The sequence below is a fragment of the Parvibaculum sp. MBR-TMA-1.3b-4.2 genome, assembly GCF_053628815.1.
Genome location: NZ_JBRJHC010000001.1, coordinates 3,008,609 through 3,029,446 on the forward strand (window position 1 = coordinate 3,008,609; position 20,838 = coordinate 3,029,446).

Annotated in this window: 23 protein-coding genes; 10 read left to right on the forward strand and 13 right to left on the reverse strand. The window is 63.2% G+C overall.

All coding sequences use genetic code 11. From position 1 onward, the window contains the following. The first annotated feature begins 95 nt into the window (after window positions 1–95). A complete protein-coding gene (locus tag ACSSVQ_RS14360) occupies window positions 96–602 on the forward strand; it encodes a TIGR02444 family protein (protein WP_454184071.1) in 507 nt (168 codons plus the stop codon). A gap of 4 nt (window positions 603–606) precedes the next feature. Here the strand turns inward: ACSSVQ_RS14360 and ACSSVQ_RS14365 are convergent, their stop codons facing one another. Further along, on the reverse strand, window positions 607–1,206 hold the full coding sequence (locus ACSSVQ_RS14365; protein WP_454184703.1) for a UbiX family flavin prenyltransferase: 600 nt from the start codon (window positions 1,204–1,206) through the stop codon (window positions 607–609). A 200-nt stretch (window positions 1,207–1,406) separates the two neighbouring features. Here ACSSVQ_RS14365 and ACSSVQ_RS14370 point away from each other — a divergent pair, with 200 nt between their 5' ends. After that, window positions 1,407–1,583 carry a DUF465 domain-containing protein gene (locus ACSSVQ_RS14370; protein WP_293328792.1) on the forward strand — a complete coding sequence of 59 codons (177 nt, stop codon included), beginning with the start codon at window positions 1,407–1,409 and terminating at the stop codon, window positions 1,581–1,583. Between the two features lie 92 nt (window positions 1,584–1,675). Here ACSSVQ_RS14370 and ACSSVQ_RS14375 read toward each other — a convergent pair whose 3' ends face one another. Then, the gene (locus tag ACSSVQ_RS14375) at window positions 1,676–2,434 is read right to left on the reverse strand and encodes a sulfite exporter TauE/SafE family protein (protein ID WP_454184072.1); all 759 of its coding nucleotides are present in this window, start codon (window positions 2,432–2,434) and stop codon (window positions 1,676–1,678) included. A gap of 109 nt (window positions 2,435–2,543) precedes the next feature. Here ACSSVQ_RS14375 and ACSSVQ_RS14380 point away from each other — a divergent pair, with 109 nt between their 5' ends. The 3 genes from ACSSVQ_RS14380 to ACSSVQ_RS14390 all read left to right on the forward strand — a co-directional run bounded on the left by ACSSVQ_RS14380 (window position 2,544) and on the right by ACSSVQ_RS14390 (window position 5,876). Next, window positions 2,544–3,026, forward strand: a complete 483-nt coding sequence (locus ACSSVQ_RS14380) for a hypothetical protein (RefSeq protein WP_454184073.1) — start codon at window positions 2,544–2,546, stop codon at window positions 3,024–3,026. 66 nt (window positions 3,027–3,092) lie between these two features. Next, window positions 3,093–4,994: a propionyl-CoA synthetase gene (locus ACSSVQ_RS14385; RefSeq protein WP_454184074.1), complete on the forward strand. Its 1,902-nt coding sequence runs from the start codon at window positions 3,093–3,095 to the stop codon at window positions 4,992–4,994. Between the two features lie 39 nt (window positions 4,995–5,033). After that, complete coding sequence (locus ACSSVQ_RS14390) at window positions 5,034–5,876, forward strand: SDR family NAD(P)-dependent oxidoreductase (RefSeq protein ID WP_454184075.1); 843 nt, start codon at window positions 5,034–5,036, stop codon at window positions 5,874–5,876. 56 nt (window positions 5,877–5,932) lie between these two features. Here ACSSVQ_RS14390 and ACSSVQ_RS14395 read toward each other — a convergent pair whose 3' ends face one another. Then, window positions 5,933–6,703, reverse strand: coding sequence for a DUF1013 domain-containing protein (locus tag ACSSVQ_RS14395; protein ID WP_454184076.1), 771 nt, complete (start codon window positions 6,701–6,703; stop codon window positions 5,933–5,935). A gap of 124 nt (window positions 6,704–6,827) precedes the next feature. Continuing rightward, window positions 6,828–7,832, reverse strand: coding sequence for an NAD(P)H-quinone oxidoreductase (locus ACSSVQ_RS14400; RefSeq protein WP_454184077.1), 1,005 nt, complete (start codon window positions 7,830–7,832; stop codon window positions 6,828–6,830). Window positions 7,833–7,974: 142 nt separating this feature from the next. Between ACSSVQ_RS14400 and ACSSVQ_RS14405 the strand changes: the two genes are divergently transcribed. Together ACSSVQ_RS14405 and rcdA are read left to right on the forward strand one after the other, a co-directional pair. Then, window positions 7,975–8,172, forward strand: coding sequence for a DUF1192 domain-containing protein (locus tag ACSSVQ_RS14405; RefSeq protein WP_293328786.1), 198 nt, complete (start codon window positions 7,975–7,977; stop codon window positions 8,170–8,172). A 402-nt stretch (window positions 8,173–8,574) separates the two neighbouring features. Continuing rightward, window positions 8,575–9,129 carry a protease adaptor protein RcdA gene (gene rcdA, locus ACSSVQ_RS14410; RefSeq protein WP_293328785.1) on the forward strand — a complete coding sequence of 185 codons (555 nt, stop codon included), beginning with the start codon at window positions 8,575–8,577 and terminating at the stop codon, window positions 9,127–9,129. 87 nt (window positions 9,130–9,216) lie between these two features. Here the strand turns inward: rcdA and rpmE are convergent, their stop codons facing one another. Further along, window positions 9,217–9,435, reverse strand: coding sequence for a 50S ribosomal protein L31 (gene rpmE / locus ACSSVQ_RS14415; RefSeq protein WP_167090499.1), 219 nt, complete (start codon window positions 9,433–9,435; stop codon window positions 9,217–9,219). A 313-nt stretch (window positions 9,436–9,748) separates the two neighbouring features. Between rpmE and ACSSVQ_RS14420 the strand changes: the two genes are divergently transcribed. Next, window positions 9,749–11,590, forward strand: coding sequence for an ABC transporter transmembrane domain-containing protein (locus tag ACSSVQ_RS14420; RefSeq protein WP_454184078.1), 1,842 nt, complete (start codon window positions 9,749–9,751; stop codon window positions 11,588–11,590). 38 nt (window positions 11,591–11,628) lie between these two features. Next, window positions 11,629–12,732, forward strand: a complete 1,104-nt coding sequence (locus tag ACSSVQ_RS14425) for a strictosidine synthase family protein (protein ID WP_454184079.1) — start codon at window positions 11,629–11,631, stop codon at window positions 12,730–12,732. Between the two features lie 120 nt (window positions 12,733–12,852). Here ACSSVQ_RS14425 and ACSSVQ_RS14430 read toward each other — a convergent pair whose 3' ends face one another. From ACSSVQ_RS14430 to thiE, 7 genes are all read right to left on the reverse strand, one after another. Further along, the gene (locus tag ACSSVQ_RS14430; protein WP_454184080.1) at window positions 12,853–13,875 is read right to left on the reverse strand and encodes a peptidoglycan -binding protein; all 1,023 of its coding nucleotides are present in this window, start codon (window positions 13,873–13,875) and stop codon (window positions 12,853–12,855) included. Window positions 13,876–13,879: 4 nt separating this feature from the next. Next, window positions 13,880–14,794 (reverse strand): flagellar motor protein MotA, encoded by a 915-nt coding sequence (locus ACSSVQ_RS14435; protein WP_293328781.1) that lies wholly within the window; start codon window positions 14,792–14,794, stop codon window positions 13,880–13,882. A gap of 11 nt (window positions 14,795–14,805) precedes the next feature. Next, on the reverse strand, window positions 14,806–15,231 hold the full coding sequence (locus tag ACSSVQ_RS14440) for an OmpA family protein (RefSeq protein WP_454184081.1): 426 nt from the start codon (window positions 15,229–15,231) through the stop codon (window positions 14,806–14,808). Between the two features lie 203 nt (window positions 15,232–15,434). Then, on the reverse strand, window positions 15,435–16,238 hold the full coding sequence (locus ACSSVQ_RS14445; protein ID WP_454184082.1) for an inositol monophosphatase family protein: 804 nt from the start codon (window positions 16,236–16,238) through the stop codon (window positions 15,435–15,437). A gap of 26 nt (window positions 16,239–16,264) precedes the next feature. After that, window positions 16,265–16,828 (reverse strand): elongation factor P, encoded by a 564-nt coding sequence (gene efp, locus ACSSVQ_RS14450; protein ID WP_293328778.1) that lies wholly within the window; start codon window positions 16,826–16,828, stop codon window positions 16,265–16,267. Window positions 16,829–17,123: 295 nt separating this feature from the next. Then, window positions 17,124–18,230 carry a tetratricopeptide repeat protein gene (locus tag ACSSVQ_RS14455; RefSeq protein ID WP_454184083.1) on the reverse strand — a complete coding sequence of 369 codons (1,107 nt, stop codon included), beginning with the start codon at window positions 18,228–18,230 and terminating at the stop codon, window positions 17,124–17,126. Continuing rightward, on the reverse strand, window positions 18,227–18,898 hold the full coding sequence (gene thiE, locus ACSSVQ_RS14460; protein ID WP_454184084.1) for a thiamine phosphate synthase: 672 nt from the start codon (window positions 18,896–18,898) through the stop codon (window positions 18,227–18,229). The genes ACSSVQ_RS14455 and thiE overlap by 4 nt, the downstream gene beginning before the upstream one ends. Window positions 18,899–19,278: 380 nt before the next feature. Here thiE and ACSSVQ_RS14465 point away from each other — a divergent pair, with 380 nt between their 5' ends. After that, window positions 19,279–19,746, forward strand: a complete 468-nt coding sequence (locus ACSSVQ_RS14465) for a hypothetical protein (RefSeq protein WP_454184085.1) — start codon at window positions 19,279–19,281, stop codon at window positions 19,744–19,746. Between the two features lie 64 nt (window positions 19,747–19,810). Here the strand turns inward: ACSSVQ_RS14465 and ACSSVQ_RS14470 are convergent, their stop codons facing one another. Next, window positions 19,811–20,830: a class I fructose-bisphosphate aldolase gene (locus tag ACSSVQ_RS14470; RefSeq protein ID WP_454184086.1), complete on the reverse strand. Its 1,020-nt coding sequence runs from the start codon at window positions 20,828–20,830 to the stop codon at window positions 19,811–19,813. Window positions 20,831–20,838 lie beyond the last annotated feature (8 nt).

Genomic DNA, 20,838 nt, shown 5'->3' on the forward strand with positions numbered 1-20,838 from the left:
GGGGCGACAAGTGCAACCCGTTTCATACCCCTACATGGTATGGGGGAACAAGCGCGCTTCGCGGAAAGGCCGGACGGGAAATGGAGCATGACGCCATGAACGAGGCAAATCGGTTCAGGACTTTCTCATCGAGCTATTACGGCCGGCCCGGCGTGGAGCATGCCCTGCTGACGCTGCAGGACGAGCACGGGCTGGAGGTCAATCTCGTTCTGCTTTGCCTGTTCGCGGCGTCGGAGGGCTATCCGGCCTTTGGCGAGGAGGCGTTCGGAACCTTCGGGCGCATTGCCGGGCGCTGGTCGCACGAGGCGGTGGAGCCGCTGCGCCGGGCGCGGCGCGGGCTCAAGACCATGTTGCCCGACGAGGCGGCGGCCGCCCTTCGCGAAAAGGTGAAGGCGCTGGAACTCGATGCTGAATTCGCCATGCAGGACGCGCTGGAGGCGGCCCTGCGCGCGCAGGGCGCGCCCGGTTCCGACGCGGCGGGTGCGCGCGGGACGGCGCTGCACAATCTTCAGGCCTATCTGGCGGATAAGGGCATGGCGCTGGGCGCGACGCGCGAAGGGCTTTTCCAGCTCCTGCTGGATGCCGCGTTCGGGGCGCGGTGAGCGGTCAGGAAGGTTTTTTGCCGCGCGATGCCGGCCGGCGCCTGCCGCCCGTCAGGTCTTCGCCCCAGCGCTTCGTCTCGTCGGCTTCCAGACCGAAAAGATCCAGCACGCGCGCGGTGGACTGGGTCACGATATCGTCCACGCTTTCGGGGTTGGCGTAAAAAGCGGGCACAGGCGGGGCGATGATGGCGCCCATCTCCGAAAGCTGGGTCATGCTGCGCAGATGGCCGGTATGAAGCGGTGTCTCGCGGACCATCAGCACCAGCCTCCGCCTTTCCTTCAGCACGACATCGGCCGCCCGGGTAAGGAGGCCGGAGGTTACGCCTGTCGCGATTTCGGACATCGAGCGGATCGAGCAGGGGGCGACCACCATGCCCATGGTCTTGAAGGAGCCGGAGGAAATCGCTGCGCCCACATCGTCCTGCCGATAGACGGTGTGAGCGAGTTTTTCGACGTCTTTCGGATTGAAGGGTGTCTCGTAGCCGATGGTCATTTCCGCGGCCCTGGACAGGACGAGATGCGGCTCGACATCAAGCGAATTCAGCATCTGCAGAAGACGAATCCCGTAGGTCACGCCGGACGCGCCCGAGATGCCGACGATCATGCGCCGGGGCGGGTTTTGCGGCGCCGGGCCGGATGTTATGGAGCCCGTCTCTCCGGATTTCGGCTTTCTGCTCATATTTCAATTACTTACGTTGAATCAGCCGGAATAATCCACAGCTTTTTTACAGGACCGTTCGACAGCGGTTGCAAAAGGAGTCAGAATTTTTGTCCCCTCCAGCGTAACGAAAGGTAGGTCGCAATATGGCACTGGATTCTCACATTGCCGAACTTCGTGATCGACATAAGGCTCTGGAAGAGGAGATCAACAGCGAGCTGCTTCATTCCAGCAGCGACGATCTCCACATCGCGGAACTCAAGAAGAAAAAACTCAAGCTGAAAGAGGAAATCGAGCGATTAGGCACCGAAACGGCCGCCTGATCGTCGGCGCAAACGGATAGATGGGAGCGCCGGGCTATTGCCCGGCGCTTTTGTATTTGGAGGCTCCGGTGTATTGGCGGCCGCCGGGGGGATCAGGCCAGAAGCGCCGATCCGCCGTCCCAGAGCAGCTTCAGCCCCACCAGGAACACCAGGATATAGGCTAGCCGGTAGAACGGCTTTTCCGGGATGACATGCAGCGCCTTGATGCCGAGCAGCATGCCGATGGGCGCCAGCGGCAGCAGGATGGCGGAAGTTTCCAGATTGCCGACGGAAAGCTCGCCCAGATAGGCATAGGGCGGCAGCTTGATGAGGTTCACCAGCCAGAAGAAAAAGACGCTGGTGCCGACATAGAGCTTCTTGTCGAGCTTTTGCGGCAGCATATAGACCTGAAAGGGCGGGCCGCCCGCATGGGCGATGAAACTGGTGAAGCCGCCAATGCAGCCCCAGACCGAGCCCTTCACGGCATGGGGCGGTTTGGGCGCTTGCGCGGCGCGCCGGCCGATCCAGTGGTCGAGCGCGAAGATGACCGCGATGCCGCCGACTAGCAGCAGGATGACGGCTTCCGACAGATAGCGCGCCGTGAGCGCGGCAACCAGGATGCCGAGCGCGGCGCCGGGCACGAGGATTTTCAGATTGTGCCGGTCGAAGCTGTGGCGATAGGCCCAGATGCCGATCACGTCCATCGCGCAGAGAATGGGCAGCATGATGCCCGCCGCCTGCAGCGGCGGCACGGCGAGCGCCATGAGAGGTACGCCCAGAATGCCAAGGCCGCCTGCGAACCCTCCCTTGGAGAGACCGACGATCAGCATGGCGGGGATGGCGGCTGCGTAAAACCAGGGGTCGGTAATCATGGCCGGTGTTCTAGCGGGATTTGGCAGCCGGTGCAGCCGTTGCGTGGATTTTCTGTTCCCGTGGGGGTGGGTATAGTCGTTTCTCGAAATGCCCAGTGTGGGGGGACACATGTTGAGGCGTATTCTGGCAATTGTGAGCTTCGCACTTGCCATTCATCTGCTGGCGGAGGCGCTGTTGGCGCTCAGGGATTTTCCGGTGCCGCTTGGACCGGCTATCCACCATCCCGAACGGGTTGTCCGCAATCTCGGCGGGCTTGTGTTCTTGATTTTGGTCTGGAGCGCGACATTTATATTTCCCTTGGTAGGGACCGTCGCATCATTTTGCAGCGGCGTTCATCTCTACCGGGGTTTGCGAGCGCATGCTCCCCTTTGGCGTCTGTTGTGGGTCTCCAATAGTGCTTTCATGATTTTCACAGTTTTGTACCTGTTATTCGTCCAATTTGTCGCGAACCATCGAGCCTCGATCCGCTTCGCCCCCCTCGCGGATTATGTCAGCTATTATAGCGTGCTGCTGGTACCGTTTTCCGTGATCGCGATCTATCTGATCATCCTGTTCTCGCGCGGTGCCGATGCCGATCTGTCGCAGGACTGAGCGACTCCCTGAACCCCATCACCCGTGCTAAAAAAGTTCCAACAATGAATACGGGAGAGCGGCACGATGGGACGCTACAGTGACGTTTACGAGAGCTGGCAGAAAGATCCGGAAGGATTCTGGCGCGATGCCGCGGGCGAGATCGACTGGTTCACGCCCGTCGACAAGGTCCGCGAGATGCGCGATGGCGGGCTGGCCGACTGGTTTGCCGGGGCAAGCTGCAACACCTGCTGGAATGCACTCGACCGTCACGTAGAGGCGGGACATGGCGACCGTCTCGCGCTCATCTACGATTCAGCGATGATGGGCAAGGTGAAGAAGTTCACCTATGCGGAGCTGACGGACAAGGTTGCGACTTTCGCGGGCGTGCTCAAGAGCAAGGGTGTCGGCAAGGGCGACCGCGTCATCGTCTATATGCCCATGGTGCCGCAGGCCGCGGTGGCGATGCTCGCCTGCGCCCGCCTCGGGGCGATCCACTCGGTCGTGTTCGGCGGCTTCGCGGCCAAGGAGCTGGCGACGCGCATCGACGATGCCAAGCCGAAGCTCATCGTGTCCGCCTCCTGCGGGCTCGAGCCGGGCCGCGTCATCGCCTACAAGCCGCTGCTCGACCGCGCCATCGAGATGGCCTCGCACAAGCCCGAGGCCTGCATCGTCTTCCAGCGCGAGATGGAAGAGGCCTCCCTGGTTGAGGGCCGCGACTTCGACTGGAAGGCGGAGATGGACGAGGCCGCCGCCGCGGGCAACAAGCCCGATTGCGTGGCGCTCGATGCAACCGATCCGCTTTATGTGCTCTATACTTCCGGCACGACCGGCAAGCCCAAGGGCGTGGTGCGCGACAATGGCGGGCATATGGCCGCGCTCAAATGGACGATGAAAAACATCTATGGCGTCGATCCGGGCGATGTGTTCTGGGCGGCGTCCGATGTCGGCTGGGTGGTCGGCCATTCCTATATCGTCTATGCGCCGCTGCTGCATGGCGCCACCACCATCCTCTTCGAGGGCAAGCCCGTGGGCACGCCGGATGCAGGCACCTTCTGGCGCGTCATTGCAGACCATGGCGTGAAGGCGCTCTTTACCGCGCCGACCGCGTTCCGTGCGATCAAGAAGGAAGATCCGAAGGGCGAGTTCATCGGCAAATACGATCTCTCCTCGCTCGATACGCTGTTCCTGGCGGGTGAGCGCGCAGACCCCGATACCATTCAGTGGGCGGAACGTATGCTCAATGTGCCGGTGATCGACCATTGGTGGCAGACGGAAACGGGCTGGCCCATCGCCGCCAATCCCGTCGGGCTCGAAAAGCTGCCCGTCAAATACGGATCGCCCAGCGTCGCCATGCCGGGCTATGAAATCCATGTGGTGGACGAGGCGAACAAGCAGGTGTCGCCCAACACGACGGGCGCCATCGTGGTGAAGCTGCCGCTGCCGCCGGGCTGCCTGCCGACCTTGTGGGAAAATGACGACGGCTTCCGCGAAGCCTATCTCGTGGATTATCCCGGCTATTACAAGACGGCGGATGCAGGCTATCTGGACGAGGACGGCTATCTCTTCGTGATGAGCCGCACCGACGACATCATCAATGTGGCGGGCCACAGGCTTTCCACCGGCGGGATGGAAGAAGTCCTGGCGGAACTGCCCGATGTTGCCGAATGCGCCGTGATCGGCATTGCCGATGCGACCAAGGGGCAGGTGCCGGTGGGCTTCCTCGTGCTCAATTCGGGCGTCGACCGGCCTGCCGAGGAGATCGAAAAGGAAGCCGTCGCCATCATTCGCGACCGTATCGGCGCGGTGGCGTCCTTCAAAAAGGCTATGGTGGTTCAGCGCCTGCCCAAGACGCGTTCGGGCAAGGTGCTGCGCGGCACGATGCGCAAGATCGCGGACGGTCAGGACTGGGCCATGCCCGCGACCATCGACGATCCGGCGATCCTGGACGAGATCGCCATAGTGCTTGGCGATGCCGGGTTGAAATAGACCGGCTGAGCCGGCGAAACAGCGAGGCGGGGGCGAGCCATGACGGCGACCGACATTCTTCAGGACAAGGTTGCGATCGTGACGGGCGGTGCGCGCGGGATCGGCAAGGCCATCGCGCGGACATTCGCCGATCAGGGCGCGAAGGTGATGATCGCCGACATCGACGAAGAGGAAGGCGAAGCGGCGGCTGCCGAAATCGTCGGCCGGGGCGGCGAAGCGGCTTTCGCCTATTGCGATGTGGGCGAGCGGCTGGATGTGCGCAACATGGTCTGCGCCACGACCGACACATGGGGCCGGGTCGACATCCTGGTCAACAATGCCGGTATCGCGCTGGGCGGAGACTTCCTGACGCTGGACGAAGAGAGCTTCGACAAGGTCATCCGGACCAATCTCAAGGGCGCGTTTCTGGTCGGCCAGGCGGTTGCGCAGCAAATGGTGGCGCAGGTGGAGGAGGGCGGTGAGCCGGGCTCCATCATCAACATGTCGTCGGTGAACGCGATCGTGGCCATTCCGAGCCAGGCGGCCTATGCGGCATCCAAGGGCGGGATCAAGCAACTCACCGAGACCATGGCGATCTCGCTCGCGCCCCACGGCATCCGCGTCAATGCCATCGGACCGGGCAGCATTCAGACCGACATGCTGACCGGCGTGAACGACGACAAGCGGGCCAAGGACGTCATTCTGTCGCGCACGCCGCTGGGCCGCATCGGCCAGCCGGACGAGGTGGCGTCGGTTGCCGTTTTCCTCGCCTCGTCGGGTGCGAGCTATGTGACGGGGCAGACGATCTACGCCGATGGCGGGCGTCTTGCGCTGAACTACACGATGGAGGGAACGTCGAAGGCCGACGCCCTGACCGGCAAGAAAAATCCGGGTCCGGAATAATCCGGCCCGGATTTCATGTCTCTGGATTTCATGCCTCTGGCGAAAGGCGGTGAGGATCAGCGGTCGCTGTCGTCTTCGCCCTTATCTTCTTCGCCGGTCGTCACATCCTTGAGCTTGGCGAAGACGGAATCGGGATCGTATTCCCTTTCCTTTTCTTCTTCCTGCGCAGCGGGGACGGGCGGTTCGCCGGCTGCCGCTTCCAGTTCGGCCGGATAGGGGTCGGCCGGGCGACCGGCGGTCTCGCTGGTCGGCAGAAGCGTGGTGTCGTCCTCGCTGAGGCCGAGCTTCTTGCGTTCGCGCTCCAGCTTCTTGGCGGCCTTCTGGACCGCCTCATCGAGTTCGATCTGCGAGCACAGGCCCAGCGTCACCGGATCGACCGGCTTGATGTTGGCCGAGTTCCAGTGGCTGCGGTCGCGCACGCTCTGAATGGTCGGCTTGGTCGTGCCGACAAGCTTGCCGACCTGCGCATCGGAAAGTTCCGGATGGTAGCGCAGCAGCCAGGCAATCGCGTCGGGGCGGTCCTGACGGCGCGAGACGGGCGTATAGCGCGGGCCTTTGCGGGCGACGACCGGCGGCAGCTTGTGCTTGCTTTCGGAGGATTTGAGACGGGCGTCGGAATCGTTCTGGCAGCGCTCGATCTCGGCGCGGGAGAGCTGGCCGGCGGCCACAGGGTCCATCCCCTTGATGCCCGCGGCAACGTCGCCATCGGCGATGCCCTTCACTTCAAGCACATGCAGGCCGCAATATTCCGCAATCTGGTCGAAAGTCAGCGCGGTATTTTCGACGAGCCAGACGGCGGTCGCCTTCGGCATAAGCGGCTGGGTCATATCATCTCCTCTGGTTCACCCGGGTTTCAGCTGGATGACCCCTTTTCTCCTGATCGAGAATTGAGTGGGTATGCCGCTTATATAATTTCAAACGGCTCTCAATGAAAGCCCGATCCGGGCCCCGTCACTCCAAAGTGAGGACGAGCTTGCCGATATGGGCGCTGGATTCCATGCGTTCATGGGCCTTTGCGGCGTCCCGGAGCGGGAAAGTGGCGTCGATGACCGGTTTTACCCGGCCGGCCTCCAGCAGCGGCCAGACTTTTTCCCGCAGCGCCGCGGCAATGCCCGCTTTTTCTTCGATTCCCCGGGCCCGCAGCGTGGAACCCGTCAGCGTCAGCCGTTTCAGCATGATCGGCATGAAATTCACCTCCGCCGTGGAGCCGTTCAGAAAGGCGATGGAGACGATCCGGCCGTCCTGCGCGGCGGCCTTGATGTTACGGGGAATATAGTCCCCGCCCACCATGTCGAGGATCACGTCCACGCCGCGGCCCTTGGTGAGGGATTTGGTTTCTTCCACGAAATCCTGGGTTTTGTAGTCGATGGCGGCTTCCGCGCCGAGCTTGAGGCAGGCCTCGCATTTTTCGGGCGAGCCGGCCGTGGCAAAGGCGCGGGCGCCCATCAGCGAGGCGAGCTGGATCGCCGTCGTGCCGATGCCGCTGGTGCCGCCATGGACGAGAAAGGTTTCGCCCGCCTTCAGCGCGCCGCGCTCGAAGACATTGGTCCAGACGGTGAAAAAGGTTTCAGGCAGGGCCGCGGCCTCGGTCAGGCTGAGCCCGGCGGGCACCGGCAGGGCGTGGCTTTCATGGGCGAGGCAATATTCGGCATAGCCGCCGCCGCCCACCAGCGCGCAAACCCTGTCGCCCAGGCGCCAGTTGGTGACGCCGGGCCCCATGCCGACGATTTCGCCGGCGACTTCCAGGCCGGGCGTTTCCGGTGCGCCGGGCGGCGCCGGGTAGAGGCCCAGGCGCTGAAAGACGTCCGGCCGGTTGACCCCCGCCGCGCCGACCCGGATCAGGATCTCGCCATGTCCAGGCTCGGGGCGGTCGATCTCCACCGGCACCAGCACGTCGGGGCCGCCGGGTTCGTCGATGGCGATGGCGGTCATCCGGGCGGGCAGGGCGTTGGACATGGGGCATTCCTCAAAGGGGCTTGGTTGGGGGGCTTGGGAGTTCGGATACCGGACAATCCTTGCGGCCGGCTTGCAGGTCAAGACCGGCGCTTCCACACTGGGCGGGAGACGTGACACGTCCGGAAATGAGAGGACGAAAACGATGGATGACGACAATGAACCTCGCCGCCGGCGGGCCGCCTCGCTGAGCGCATTTCTGAGCGAGGATCTGAGCCTTCTCGGTATCGAGGAGCTTCAGGACCGAATCACTGCGCTGGAAGGTGAAATAGACCGTGTGCGCAATTTTCTGGATAGCAAGCGAGGCAGTCGGTCGGAAGCCGAAGCGCTGTTCAAAAAGTAGGCAGTCACGCAACCTGTTGAAATAAAAAGATTAATTCGGCTGTTCTGTGACAATTTTCTGACTGCCGCCCTTGCGGCAAATTGCCACAAGGGTAAGCTTCTGTTAGTAAGAGGTTGCTAGGGTGACCTTGCGTAAATCCAGCCATCTGGATTTTGAGTGGCTCCTATCCACTCTGTTTGACGCCTCCCTGTTTTAACTGAGCCGCGGTTCGCCGCGGCTCTTTTTTGTCTCAGCATTGTAAAATTTGTCCCGGTATCTTTGTCCGGGCGGCTTTTCCGGCTAGATTTCCGTCACATCCCCCTGTGTATGACCCGTTGCGGCACAGCCTGCGCTGGCATGGCTCTTGATGCCTGTTCGTCAGATTGTTTCGAGATGGACCACCCGACAGGGCGGGAGATGGCAATGACGAGAAATGAAAACCCCGGTGAGATCGTTTTCGCAGAGCCCGGCACAGGGCTCGCGGCGACCATGCAGCGCGAACTCTTCGAGCGCACATACGAAGAGGGCATGCAGCTCGTGGAGCAGACCTCGGCCTATCTGGACGGGGATGGCCGGGATGCGGCGCGCTATCTCAACCGCCATGCCTCGCTTGCCTATGCGACGGAGAGCATGCGCCTGACCACCAGGCTGATGCAGGTGGCCGCCTGGCTCCTGATCCGCAAGGCGGTGGTGAGCGCCGAGGTGTCGCCGGAAGAGGCGGAGGACGAGCGCTACCGGCTCTCGACCAAGGAACTGGCCAATACGGCCTCCATGAAGGACACGCCGGGCCTGCCGGGGGACTTCCTCGAGCTCGTCGAGCGCTCCGAGCGTCTTTATGACCGGGTGCAGAGGCTGGACGACCAGTTGAGGCGCGGTGTCGATACGCGGGCGCAGGCCGTCAATCCGGTGGCCGAGCAGATCCGCCGGGCCGAGGATTTCTTCCAGGAGAATGTGCTGCGCTTTCCGGTTCCCGAATAAGCGCCGCGTTCGTCCTTCAAGCAAAACGAAAGCCCCGCCTTCCATATGGAAAGCGGGGCTTTTTCGTGTCTTTCGGGCGGAACCGCCTTACTTGATGAAGTCGAACTTCTTCTTGAAGCGGCTCACGCGACCGCCACGGTCGACGAGCTGCGCCGAACCGCCCGTCCAGGCCGGATGGGTGGTCGGGTCGATATCGAGCGTCATCGTGTCGCCTTCCGCGCCCCAGGTGCTGCGGGTCTGGAAGGTGGTCCCGTCGGTCATGGCCACGTTGATGACGTGGTACTCGGGATGAATGTCTTTCTTCATGGCTCGCGCCTTCCTGAAGGGCTGAATGTCGCGGATGCCGGCGCGCGACGGCTCATCGCCCGCGCTGCCGGAATGGGGGCTTATAACGAAGAGACCCGTCCGGTGCAAGAGGTTTGGCGGGCCTTTCCGGCGGTTTCCTTACGCATTTGTAATTGCCTCAAGCGGGACATATCGGCGCGGGCGGGCCCCGCCAGATTGTTGGCCGTCCAAGGGGTTGATATACAACCTCACCGGAACATGCCGCGGGCCCGCTTTTGCCACAAAGCCTTTTGCCCGGACCGGCCCTTTTTGCCAACAGTTTCCAGGTCTATCGATGAGCAGGTCAGCCAATACCGTCGCCGAAGCCATTGAGGAAGAGGCCCTGCGCCGTACGCCGGCGCGTGGCGTGAAACCCATCGGCAAGCTCAGACCGTTTCTGGGGCGCTACAAGGGCATGCTGCTGATGGCGCTGATCTCCCTCATGGGGGCGACGCTGGCCACGCTGGCCTTTCCGCTGGCCACGGGCCGCATCATCGATCACGGCTTCAATGCCGAGGATGCGTCGCTGATCGACCAGTATTTCCTGGCCCTGATCGGGGTGGCCCTGGTGCTTGGCGTTTCTTCGGCCTCGCGCTTCTTTTTCGTGAGCTGGCTTGGCGAGCGCGTGGTCGCCGATATCCGCAGCGCCGTCTATGCGCATGTGCTGCGCCTGTCGCCCGCCTTTTTCGAGATGACGCGAACGGGCGAGGTGCTGTCGCGGCTCACCGCCGATACGACGCTTATCAAGCAGGTGGTGGGATCGTCGGCCTCGGTGGCGCTGCGCAATCTCTTCCTGTTCATCGGCGCCGTGTCGATGATGGCCTATACGAGCCCCAAGCTGTCGCTTTATGTGCTCTTCGCGATCCCCGCGATCATGTTGCCCCTCATCCTGCTGGGGCGCTGGGTCAGGCGGCTTTCGCGCGACAGCCAGGACCGGCTGGCGGATTCGAGCGCCTTCGGAAGCGAAAGCCTCAACGCGGTGCAGACCGTGCAGGCTTTCACGCATGAAAAGATCGAGATCGAGCGGTTCACCGAGACGGTGGAGCGGACCTTCAATGCCGCGCGCGGGCGCATCACGGCGCGGGCCGTGCTGACGGCGCTGATTTTTTTCGTCGGCATGTCGAGCGTGGTGGTGGTGCTCTGGCTCGGCGCGAAGGCCGTGCTGGTGGGCACGATGACGGGCGGCAATCTCGCCGAATTCATTCTCTATGCGCTTTTTGCGGCGACCTCGCTCGCTTCGCTTTCGGAAGTCTGGGGCGACATGCAGATGGCGGCCGGCGCGACGGAGCGGCTGGTGGAATTGCTGCATGTGGAACCGGAAATTCAGGCGCCGGCCAACCCCAAGGCGTTGCCGAGCCGTGTGGCGGGTGCCATCGGCTTCGACAAGGTCACCTTTTCCTATCCGACGCGGCCCGACTTTTCGGCACTGCACGAGTTTTCGCTGGATGTGACGCCGGGCGAGACGGTGGCGCTGGTGGGGCCGTCCGGTGCGGGCAAGAGCACGGTCTTCCAGCTCCTGCTGCGTTTCTACGACCCGCAATCGGGCAGGGTGATGCTGGACGGCATCGATCTGGCGGAGGCCGACCCGGAGGAAGTGCGCAAGCATCTGGCCGTGGTGCCGCAGGACACGGTGATGTTCGGCGCGTCGGTTGCCGAGAACATCCGCTATGGCCGCCCGGAGGCGAGCGATGCGGAAGTGCGCGCGGCGGCAGAGGCGGCCCGCATCGCCGAGTTCGCCGAAGCGCTGCCCCAGGGCTACGACACCCATGTGGGCGAGCGGGGCGTGACGCTGTCCGGCGGGCAGCGCCAGCGTATCGCCATTGCGCGCGCCATCCTGCGCGATGCGCCGGTGCTGCTGCTGGACGAAGCGACGAGCGCGCTCGACAGCGAAAGCGAGCATCTGGTGCAGGCCGCCCTTGAAGAGCTGATGCAGAACCGCACGACGCTGGTCATCGCGCACAGGCTCGCCACCGTGCTCAAGGCCGACCGGATTATCGTCATGGAGAACGGCCGGGTGGTCGAAACGGGCACCCATGCGGAGCTCGTGTCCAATGGCGGGCTTTACGGGAGGCTCGCCAAGCTGCAATTTGCAGGTGGATCCGTCGAGGCGCTGCAGGCCGAAGCGGCCGCTCAATAGAGACGAAACAGATAACAAGACCAACAGGGGAGGGGCGGATGCCCAGATGGCTGGTGTATTCGGGCCTGGCCGTATTCGCGGTGGTGTTTGCCGGCAGCGTGCTGACCTGGCGTTTTCTGTCGGCCGCGGGCTATTTCACCGAGGTTCAGACGGAAGTGGCCGCCGACTGTCATGAAATCCGCTCCGTGCCGGGGCCGGAAGACATCGTGGTGGACCGGCAACGCGGCGTCGCCTTCGTTTCCGCTTATGACAGGCGGGCCGTCATGGCGGGCGGCGAGGGGAGCGATGCCGTGCGAGGCGGGATCTACCTCATCGACCTCAAGGGGCCGCGCAAGGATTGGGGGCTCAGTCCCGTCACGCCGCGCGAGCCTGAAAGTTTCCGCCCTCATGGCATATCGCTTTACGAAGACGCGGCGGGGACGCGGCGGCTCTTCGTCGTCAATCATCCGGCGAATGCGGCCAGCGAAATCCTCATCTACGACATCGGCGACGACAACCAGCTGACACTTGCGCAGACCGTGCGCAGCTCGCTTATCGTGTCGCCCAATGATGTGGTGGCGGTGGGCCCCGACAGCTTCTACGCGACCAACGATCACGGAACCTCTTCGCCGACGGGCAAGATGGTGGACGACTTCCTGCTGCTGCGGAACGGCAATATCGTCTATTACGATGGCAGCGAGATGCGCGTCGCCGCGGATACGCTGGGCTATCCCAACGGTATCAATGTGAGCCCGGACGGGTCGCGGATCTATGTGGCGACGACCATGGAGGCAGCGCTGCATGTCTATAAGCGCGAACCGCAAAGCGGGGTGCTGGAGGCGTTCGATTTCGCACGGCTCGGGACGGGGACGGACAATATCGACGTGCTGCCGGACGGGACGCTGCTCATCGGGTCGCATCCCGATCTCGTCATGTTCATGGAGCATGCCGGAGACCCCAAGGCGCTGTCGCCTGGACAGGTGGTGCGCGTCGAACCCGCCAGCGAAGGCGGCGGCAAGGCGGGAACGATCTATCTCAACAAGGGCGAACAGATTTCCGGTCTGTCGGTCGCGGCGGGCTATAAGGACCAGATGCTCATCGGCGCGGTGTTCGAGCCGAAGATTCTGGCCTGCAAGCAGAGCACGGAAATCAAGTCGTATTGACGGGGCATAAATCATCGTCATTCCGGGCTCGCCCCGGAATCCATGATGCCGTTCCGTATGTACCGAGAGTTCGACATGGACCCCGGATCAAGTCCGGGGTGACGGAAGAAGAGAGTTGTCTCACCGTTCCGTCAGCTTGAACTCGATGCGGCGGTTGCGCCGGTTGGCTTCGGGCGAGGTGCCTTTCACCAGCGGCTGGTATTCGCCGAAGCCGGCGGCGACGAGCCGTTTGGGCGGGACGCCTTCGTTTTCCAGCAGGTGAACCACTTTCAGCGCACGGGCGGTGGAGAGTTCCCAGTTGGACGGAAACTCCGGCGTGTTGATCGGATTGGCGTCGGTGTGGCCGTCCACGCGCAGCACCCAGGGGATGTCCGCGGGGATGTCCTTTGCGATCTGCTTCACCGCGTCGGCGATCTGCGTCAGCTCGCGGTTTCCTTCCGGGCTCAGATCGGCGGAGCCTGAATCGAAGAAGATTTCCGACTGCATGACGAAGCGGTCGCCCACGACCTCGATGTCCTTTCGGTCGCCGAGAATTTTACGCAGGCGGCCGAAGAAGTCCGACCGGTAGCGGGCCAGTTCCTGCACCTTCTGGGCGAGCGCGGCATTGAGGCGTTTGCCGAGATTGGCAATCTGGGCCTGGGATTCCTCGTCCTTTTTCTCCGCCGCGTCGAGCGATGCCTGAAGCTGGGCCAGCTGGTGGCGCATGGCGGCGATCTGCTCGTTCAGCAGGGCGACCTGCTGGAGCGCATCGTCGGAAATCTTTTTCTGCTTGTCGAGCCTGTCCTGAAGCGCGGACACCTTGTCGCCGGAGCCTTTTGCATCGGAGAGCATGCCGGAAAGGCGGTTCTTCTCGTCATTGGCGGCGGAGAGCGACGCCTGCAAGGAGGCGATGGTCGACTGCAAATCGGCTTTCTCGCGCTTCGACACGGCGAGCTGGCTCGTCAGTTCGGCAATCTGGCTTTTCAGATAGTCGAGCGCGGAATCCTTGTTGGAGACGATCTGCGTCAGGAAGAACTGCGTAATCATGAAGATCGTCAGCAGGAAGATGAGGACGAGCAACAGGCTCGACATGGCGTCGACGAAGCCGGGCCAGTAGTCGGTGCTCGGGGCGCGTCCCCTGATCTTTCTGGAGCCGATGGCCATGCGGTCAGTCCGTCTTGCCGAGTTTTTTCGTCAGCTCTTCCAGAAGCGCCTGTTCCTTGCGCATCTGATCGGTGAGCGCCGTGACCTGTCCGGCCAGCGCCATCAGCGCCTGCGCGGAGGGGTGGCCGTCCTGTTCCAGAAGCTTTTCGATGGCCTCGAGGCGTTCCGTGGCGCCCGCGCCGGCCAGTTCGCCGTCATGGGCGATGCTGGTCACGGTGGAGAGCCATTCTTCCAGTTCGTTGTAGAAGCGGTTCTGCGCCTGGCCCGCCTGAAGGTCGAGAAAGCCCAGCACAAGCGATCCGGACAGACCGAAGAGAGAGGAGGAGAACGCCGTGCCCATGCCCTGCAGCGGGCCTTCGAGGCCTGCCTTCAGATTGGTGAAGACGGCGGCGGGGTCGGCGGATTCCACGCTCAGGCTGCCGATGGTGCCGGCGACCGAGGTGACGGTGGTGAGCAGGCCCCAGAAGGTGCCCAAGAGGCCCAGAAAGACGAGCAGGCCGATCATGTAGCGCGAGATTTCGCGCTGTTCTTCGAGGCGCGAGCCCAGCGAATCCAGAATGGAGCGCATGGACGAGGTGTTGAGCGTCATGCGGCCCTTGCGCTCGCCCAGCATGGTCGCCATCGGGGCGAGGAGCTTCGGCGCGGAGGAAATCGCGAGACCGGGATCGCTGCGGCGGAACTCGTTCACCCAGCGCACCTCGTCGGTGAGGCTCATCACCTGCCGGAACGCATAGAGAATGCCGATGGCGAGAACGCCGAGGATCAGGCCGTTCAGGCCCGGATTGGACATGAAGGCCGTCTCGATCTGCGGCGCGAGGATCACGACGAGGAAACCCGCCAGCACGAGAAAGAGCAGCATTCGTGTCAGGTAGGGGCCGGGTTTGGACAGTTCGAAACCGCCACCATCTCTTTTCGCCATGTCCGTTCCTGCTATCTGCCTGCGTAATCGATATCGACGCGGTCGGTCGGGCCGCTATCCTCCACGCCTCCGAGCGCCCGCACAAGGATGCGTTCCTTCACAATGCCTTCGCGGACGAGAAGGCCGCGCACCTTGCGCGCGCGCCTGAGCGAGATGCGGCGCGCGTCGAGGCTCTGGCCGCGCGGCGGGCCCGCATAGGCGACGATCATCAGCCGGCCGCTCTTCTTCCGGAAATCATGTGCGAAGGCGAGGATCTGTTCTTCCGCGCTCTTCGAGACGGTCGCGTCGCCTTCGGCAAAGGGGATGCGGGCAAGAACCGGCGAAGGCGGCGGAAGGGGCTTTTCGCCCTGAGCGGAGATGGCGGTCATATCGACCGAGGCGGCGCGCGCGGTATTTGCGCCAAGGGCGAGGCACAGGCCCGCAAGCAGGCAAAGCATTGCCTTGCTTCCTCGTCCGCCATACCCGAAGTCATTCACGACCACCCGTCTCATGGGGAGAAGTCTAGCGCGGCGGGGCGGGGGCGAACAGGGGAGAAGAGGGCGCGCGGGGTATCCATCGAGACGGATTTCCACATAGTCGCCCGTCCGGCCTTGCGAGGGGCCGGGCGCCGCTCAATGGCGCGGGGGTGCGAAGGGCAGGGTCAGCCTTCGCGGCGTGCCTTCTTCAGCAGTTTTTCAAGTTGGCTGCGGAGCTGGTCGTTGCCTGCGATGATGTTGCCGGTAGCCAGCATGCGGTCGGAGCCGTCGATGTCGCTGACGAAGCCGCCTGCTTCACGCACCAGCACAATACCCGCCGCGATGTCCCAGGTGGAAAGCGCGGCTTCCCAATAGGCGTCGAAACGGCCGGCGGCGACGTAAGCGAGGTCCAGCGCCGCGGAGCCGGTGCGGCGCACGCCCGACACTTCGTTCATCACCGCAGAGAGTTCGGTCAGGAAGCCCTGATGGCCGGGGCGCCCCAGATGGGGAATGCCGCAGCAGACGACCGACTGGGCCAGGTCGCGGCGCGAGGCCACGCGAATGCGCCGGTCGTTAAGGAAAGCGCCGCCGCCTTTTTCCGCGATGAACATTTCATCCGTGACCGGATTATAGACGAGCCCGGCCACGATCTGGCCGTCGCGTTCCAGCCCGATGGAGATCGCGAACATCGGAATGCCGTGCAGGAAGTTCGTCGTGCCGTCCAGCGGGTCGATGATCCAGCGATGCGATTTGTCGGGTCCTTCGACCGTGCCGCTTTCTTCCATCAGGAAGCCGTAGCCGGGGCGGGCTCTGGAAAGTTCCTCGAACAGGATCTTTTCCGCCTTGCGGTCGGCATTGGAGACGAAATCCCCGGGGCCTTTCAGCGAGACCTGAAGGTTTTCGACTTCGCCGAAATCGCGCTGGAGACCACGCGCGGCCTTGCGCGCGGCGGCGATCATGACGGTAATGGCTGGGCTGTGACGCGACATGTGATGTTCTTTTGCGGGAAATGAAATCAGTCGGCGCGGCGCAGATAGGTGATTTCGTTCGTGTCCACGACGATCTTTTCGCCGGTGGTCACGAAGGGCGGCACCATGCAGCGGACGCCGTTTTCCAGCATGGCGGGCTTGTAGGAGCTGGCCGCCGTCTGGCCCTTCACCGTGGGTTCGGTTTCCACCACTTCGAGCGTTACCTGATCGGGGAGCGAAATGCCGAGCGGCTTGCCTTCATGGCTTTCCACCGTGACCTTCATGCCGTCCTGCAGGAAGGCGGCGCGCTCGCCGACCCATTCCTTCTGGAGTTCGATCTGCTCGTAGCTCTGATCGTCCATGAAGGTCAGCATCCCGTCGCTCTCATAGAGATAGGTGTAGTCGTTCTGTTCGAGGCGGACGCGTTCGACCGTTTCGGCGGAGCGGAAGCGTTCGTTGAGCTTGCGGCCGTCGACGAGGTTCTTGAGTTCCACCTGCGCGAAGGCGCCGCCCTTGCCGGGCTTCACATGCTGGACCTTCACAGCCGCCCAGAGGCCGCCATCATGCTCGATCACATTGCCGGGGCGGATTTCATTGCCGTTGATCTTCATCGCGATTGAACTTCTCGGTTCTGCGGCCTCCGGGAGGCCGGCTTTTTCAGAATATGAATGTCGCGGCGGGCGGGCCGGAGAGGCACATCGGGGTCGCCACCGGGCTCGTTTCCGGGGGGCGCCCTCGGGACCGGCCTCGCGCTCCAAAGCCGCAATGCGCGCTCTGATAACATCAGGCGGCCCTAAATGACAGGGATATTGCGCGGCCGATCTTCCGAAAAGGGCTCGGGTCTTCGCGTTCCGGGGGCTTTCCGGGGCGGCTCGGTGGCTATCCGGGCCGCTGCCGGGGCGACCGTTACCGGGGCGGCACCACCGCGTCGCGGGCTTCCTTCAGGTTCTTGTCGAGTTTCTCGATCTGCTGCTTCACCTTGGCCTTGATCTCAGGGGTGATATCCGGGGCCATGGCGGCGCGCAGCGTCTCGTCTTTCTGGCCATTGCGCTCGGCGAGCGTGAGCCAGAGAAGGGCGGACACCAGATCGCGTTTCACGCCCTGACCCAGGAAATAGAGCCGGGCCAGCCGGTCCTGCGCCAGCGCATTGCCGCGAATGGCGGCCTCGGTGAACCAATGGGCGGCCTTGGCTTCGTCCTTGGCGATGCCTTCGCCGCTGTAATAGGCGAAAGCCAGCGCCGTCTGGGCCTTGGGCAGGCCGCGCTTGGCGGCGGCGCCGAAGCGCTGCACGGCTTCGGCCTTGTTTTGAGGCACGCCCACGCCGTCCTGCAGCATCAGGCCGAACTGGTAGCTCGCTTCGGGATGCCCCTTGTCGGAGGCCGCCTTGAAATTCGCCGCCGCCAGGGCGAGGTCCTTGTTGACGCCCTTGCCGGTCGCATAGAGCACGGCGAGGTTGTAGTTACCGGCCGGATCGCCGTTCTTGCCGGCTTCCCGGAAGAGCGCTGCGGCTGCGGCAAGGTCCTGCGGACCGCCCGTACCGGAGAGTTTCATCAGGCCGAGTTCGGTCTGGGCAAGGGCGACGCCGCCCTTGGCCGCGGCATCGAAGTGGGCCCGCGCCCGGGCAAAATCGATCTTGCCGTTAATGCCGCCCATTTCCAGCAGGCCGAGCGCGTAATGGGCGCTCGCATTGCCCTGCGTGGCGGCCATGCCGAACCAGCGCTCTGCCTTTTTCGGATCGCGGTCCACGCCCTGACCATTGTTGTAGATCGCCCCCATCATCAGTTGGGCCTTGACGTTTCCGCCTTCCGCGAGGGGTTCGGCCAGGCGGCGCGCCTTTTTGAAGTCGCCTGCGTTATAGGCGGCGACGGCCGCGCTCATGGCGTTTCCGGCCTCGGGCGCGCCCGATTGTGCCGCTCCCTCCGCGTCAAGCGGGGTCAGGTCGGCATGAGCGGCGGCGGGGACGCCGAAGACGATGGCCGATGCGGTCAGCAGCAGGACGGGGAGCCGGGTCATGAACTCACGCTTTCTTCGCTCATTATGTGGTTGAAGGCGCGCACGGCTGCCGCCGGTCCTTCAGGATAGGTCCAGACGCCCGAGGATACGGCAAGGAAGTCGGCGCCGGCCCGCACGAGCGGGGCGGCATTGTCGGTCTTGATGCCGCCGATCGCCACGCAGGGGACTTCGAATACTTCCGACCACCAGGCCAGAATTTCAGGGTCGGCGACACTCTTGGCGTTTTTTGTGTCAGTTGGATAAAAGGCACCGAAAGCAACGTAGTCGGCGCCCCTTTCGGCCACTTCCATGGCCAGATGGCGGTTGTCGTGACAGGTCACGCCGACAATGTGGTCCGGGCCCAGCAGCTTGCGGGCTTCGGCATAGGGCATGTCGTCCTGGCCGATATGCGCGCCGTCGGCCCCCATCTCGGCGGCAAGGTCGGGCCGGTCGTTGACCAGAAAAGCGACATCGCGTTCCTGCGCCACGGGCATCAGCGCCTCGATTGCGCGGCGGATCGCGTCGTCGCTTTCCGGCGTTTCGTCCTCGCGCTTCAGGCGGAGCTGCAGGCAGGCGACGTCGCCCCCGTCCAGCGCCATGCGCAGCGTATCGGCAAAGGCGCGCGGTTCCAGCCGAGGCGGGGTGATGAGGTAAAGGCGGCAGCGAAAATTGTCTTCTGTGGAGCTCATGCCGCAGGTTTTAGCGCGAAGCGGCGACCGGCGCATCCGTTTTGAGGGCGGGTCAGTCTTTCACGATATTCAGCAGATCGAGCAGGCCATAGATCGCGAAACCCCAGAAAACGAGTCCGAGAACCATCCCCGGAGCGATATACCAGCCCTCCGGCAGCCGCCGTGCGTCCGCCTCATCCCCCGAGTGCGGAGCGCATGCCTCTCGTCTCGTTCCCACGTCCATGCTGCAAGCCCAACATCCAAAATGTCACCGATATGGATGTTTACGACATGCAAAGTTCATGTGAAGCCTGCTTCCACCCATAATGGGTAGGGGGCGATTGGCAGTTTGCCGCGGTCTCCAGCTATTCTGACTCAGTGATTGAGGGATCTGTTTCAGCATGAAAAAAACCGTCCGCGGGCAACCTTATTCGCGGCTCATTGCCTATTCCGTTGCCGAGTTCATCCTGCGTTGCGCGGAAATATCGGGGGTGCATTTCAATCACGACTACGAAATGGTCATCCTGTTTCTGGCTATTTCAACGCGGAATACGCAAAACGTCATGGCCGATCCGGAACTGCGCAAGCGATATGCAAGCTATAGCGAACCCATTCCGGTTTCCCTCTATACGCCGATCAGCCGTCTGGCTTTGTCCCGGTCGACCGGCCTGCCCCGCGAAACGGTGCGCCGCAAGGTTGCCAAAATGATCGAGCTGGGGGTGGTCGTGGAGGATGAACGTGGCGGGTTGCGCGTGCCGCCCGACCTCAATGAGGAAGACAATTTTGTGGAGACGCTGCGGCCGCAAATGATGAATTTGCGGCGGCTGTTCTCCACCCTTGCGGAGACAGGTGAGTTCAAGTCCGACTGACGTCAACAAAACGCCCCGCCGTCGGGTGACGGCGGGGCGCTGATTTGTCAGTTCTGGGACCGGATCAGGCGGCCTTTTCAAGGTCCTTTTTCCAGCCGGCCTGCGTGGCAAGGCCGTTCATCTTCGCACGATGCGCGAAGGCGGCTTGCGCGGCGGCCACATTCTCCGCCTTGCCGCCCCAGGTGGTAAGCGGGGCGTGCTGGAGCGCACGGCCGTAGGAGAAGGACATCTTCCAGGGGAAGCCGCCGATCGCGTTCATGGCATTGAGATGCGCCGTCGCGTCCTCGTCCGACTGGCCGCCGGAAAGATAGACGATGCCGGGGATCGCGGCCGGTACGACCTTCTTGAAGCAGGCGATGGTGCGCTGGGCGACTTCCTCGACGGAAGCCTGCTTTGCGCATTTCTTGCCGGAGATCACCATGTTCGGCTTCAGGATGGTGCCTTCGAGGTTCACGCGGTGGGCGGCGAGGCGGGCGAAGACCACGCGCAGCGTTGCTTCCGTCACTTCGTCGCAGCGGTCGATGTCATGGCCGCCATCCATCAGCACTTCCGGCTCGACGATCGGCACGATCTTCTGCTCCTGGCAGAGCGCGGCGTAGCGCGCCAGCGCCTCGGCATTGGCCTCGATGCTGCCCTGGGTCGGGATGCCGTCGGCAATGTCGATCACGGCGCGCCATTTCGCGAAGCGGGCGCCGAGGTCGTAATATTCGGCCAGGCGCTCGCGCAGGCCGTCGAGGCCTTCGGTGATTTTCTCGCCGGGAAAGCCGGCCATTTCCTTGGCGCCCATATCGACCTTGATGCCGGGGATGGAGCCCGCGGCCTTGATGAGGTCCACGAGGGGCGTGCCGTCCTTGGCCTTCTGGCGGATGGTTTCGTCATAGAGGATGACGCCGGAAATATTGTTCTTCATCGCCTCTTCGGTGCGGAAGAGCATTTCGCGGTAGTCGCGGCGATTGTCTTCGGTCGACTCGAGATTGATCGAGTCGAAACGCTTCTTGATCGTGCCGGTGCTTTCGTCGGCGGCCAGAATGCCTTTGCCGGGCGCGACCATGGCTTCTGCGATGGATTCAAGCGTTTCAGTCATTTTTTCCA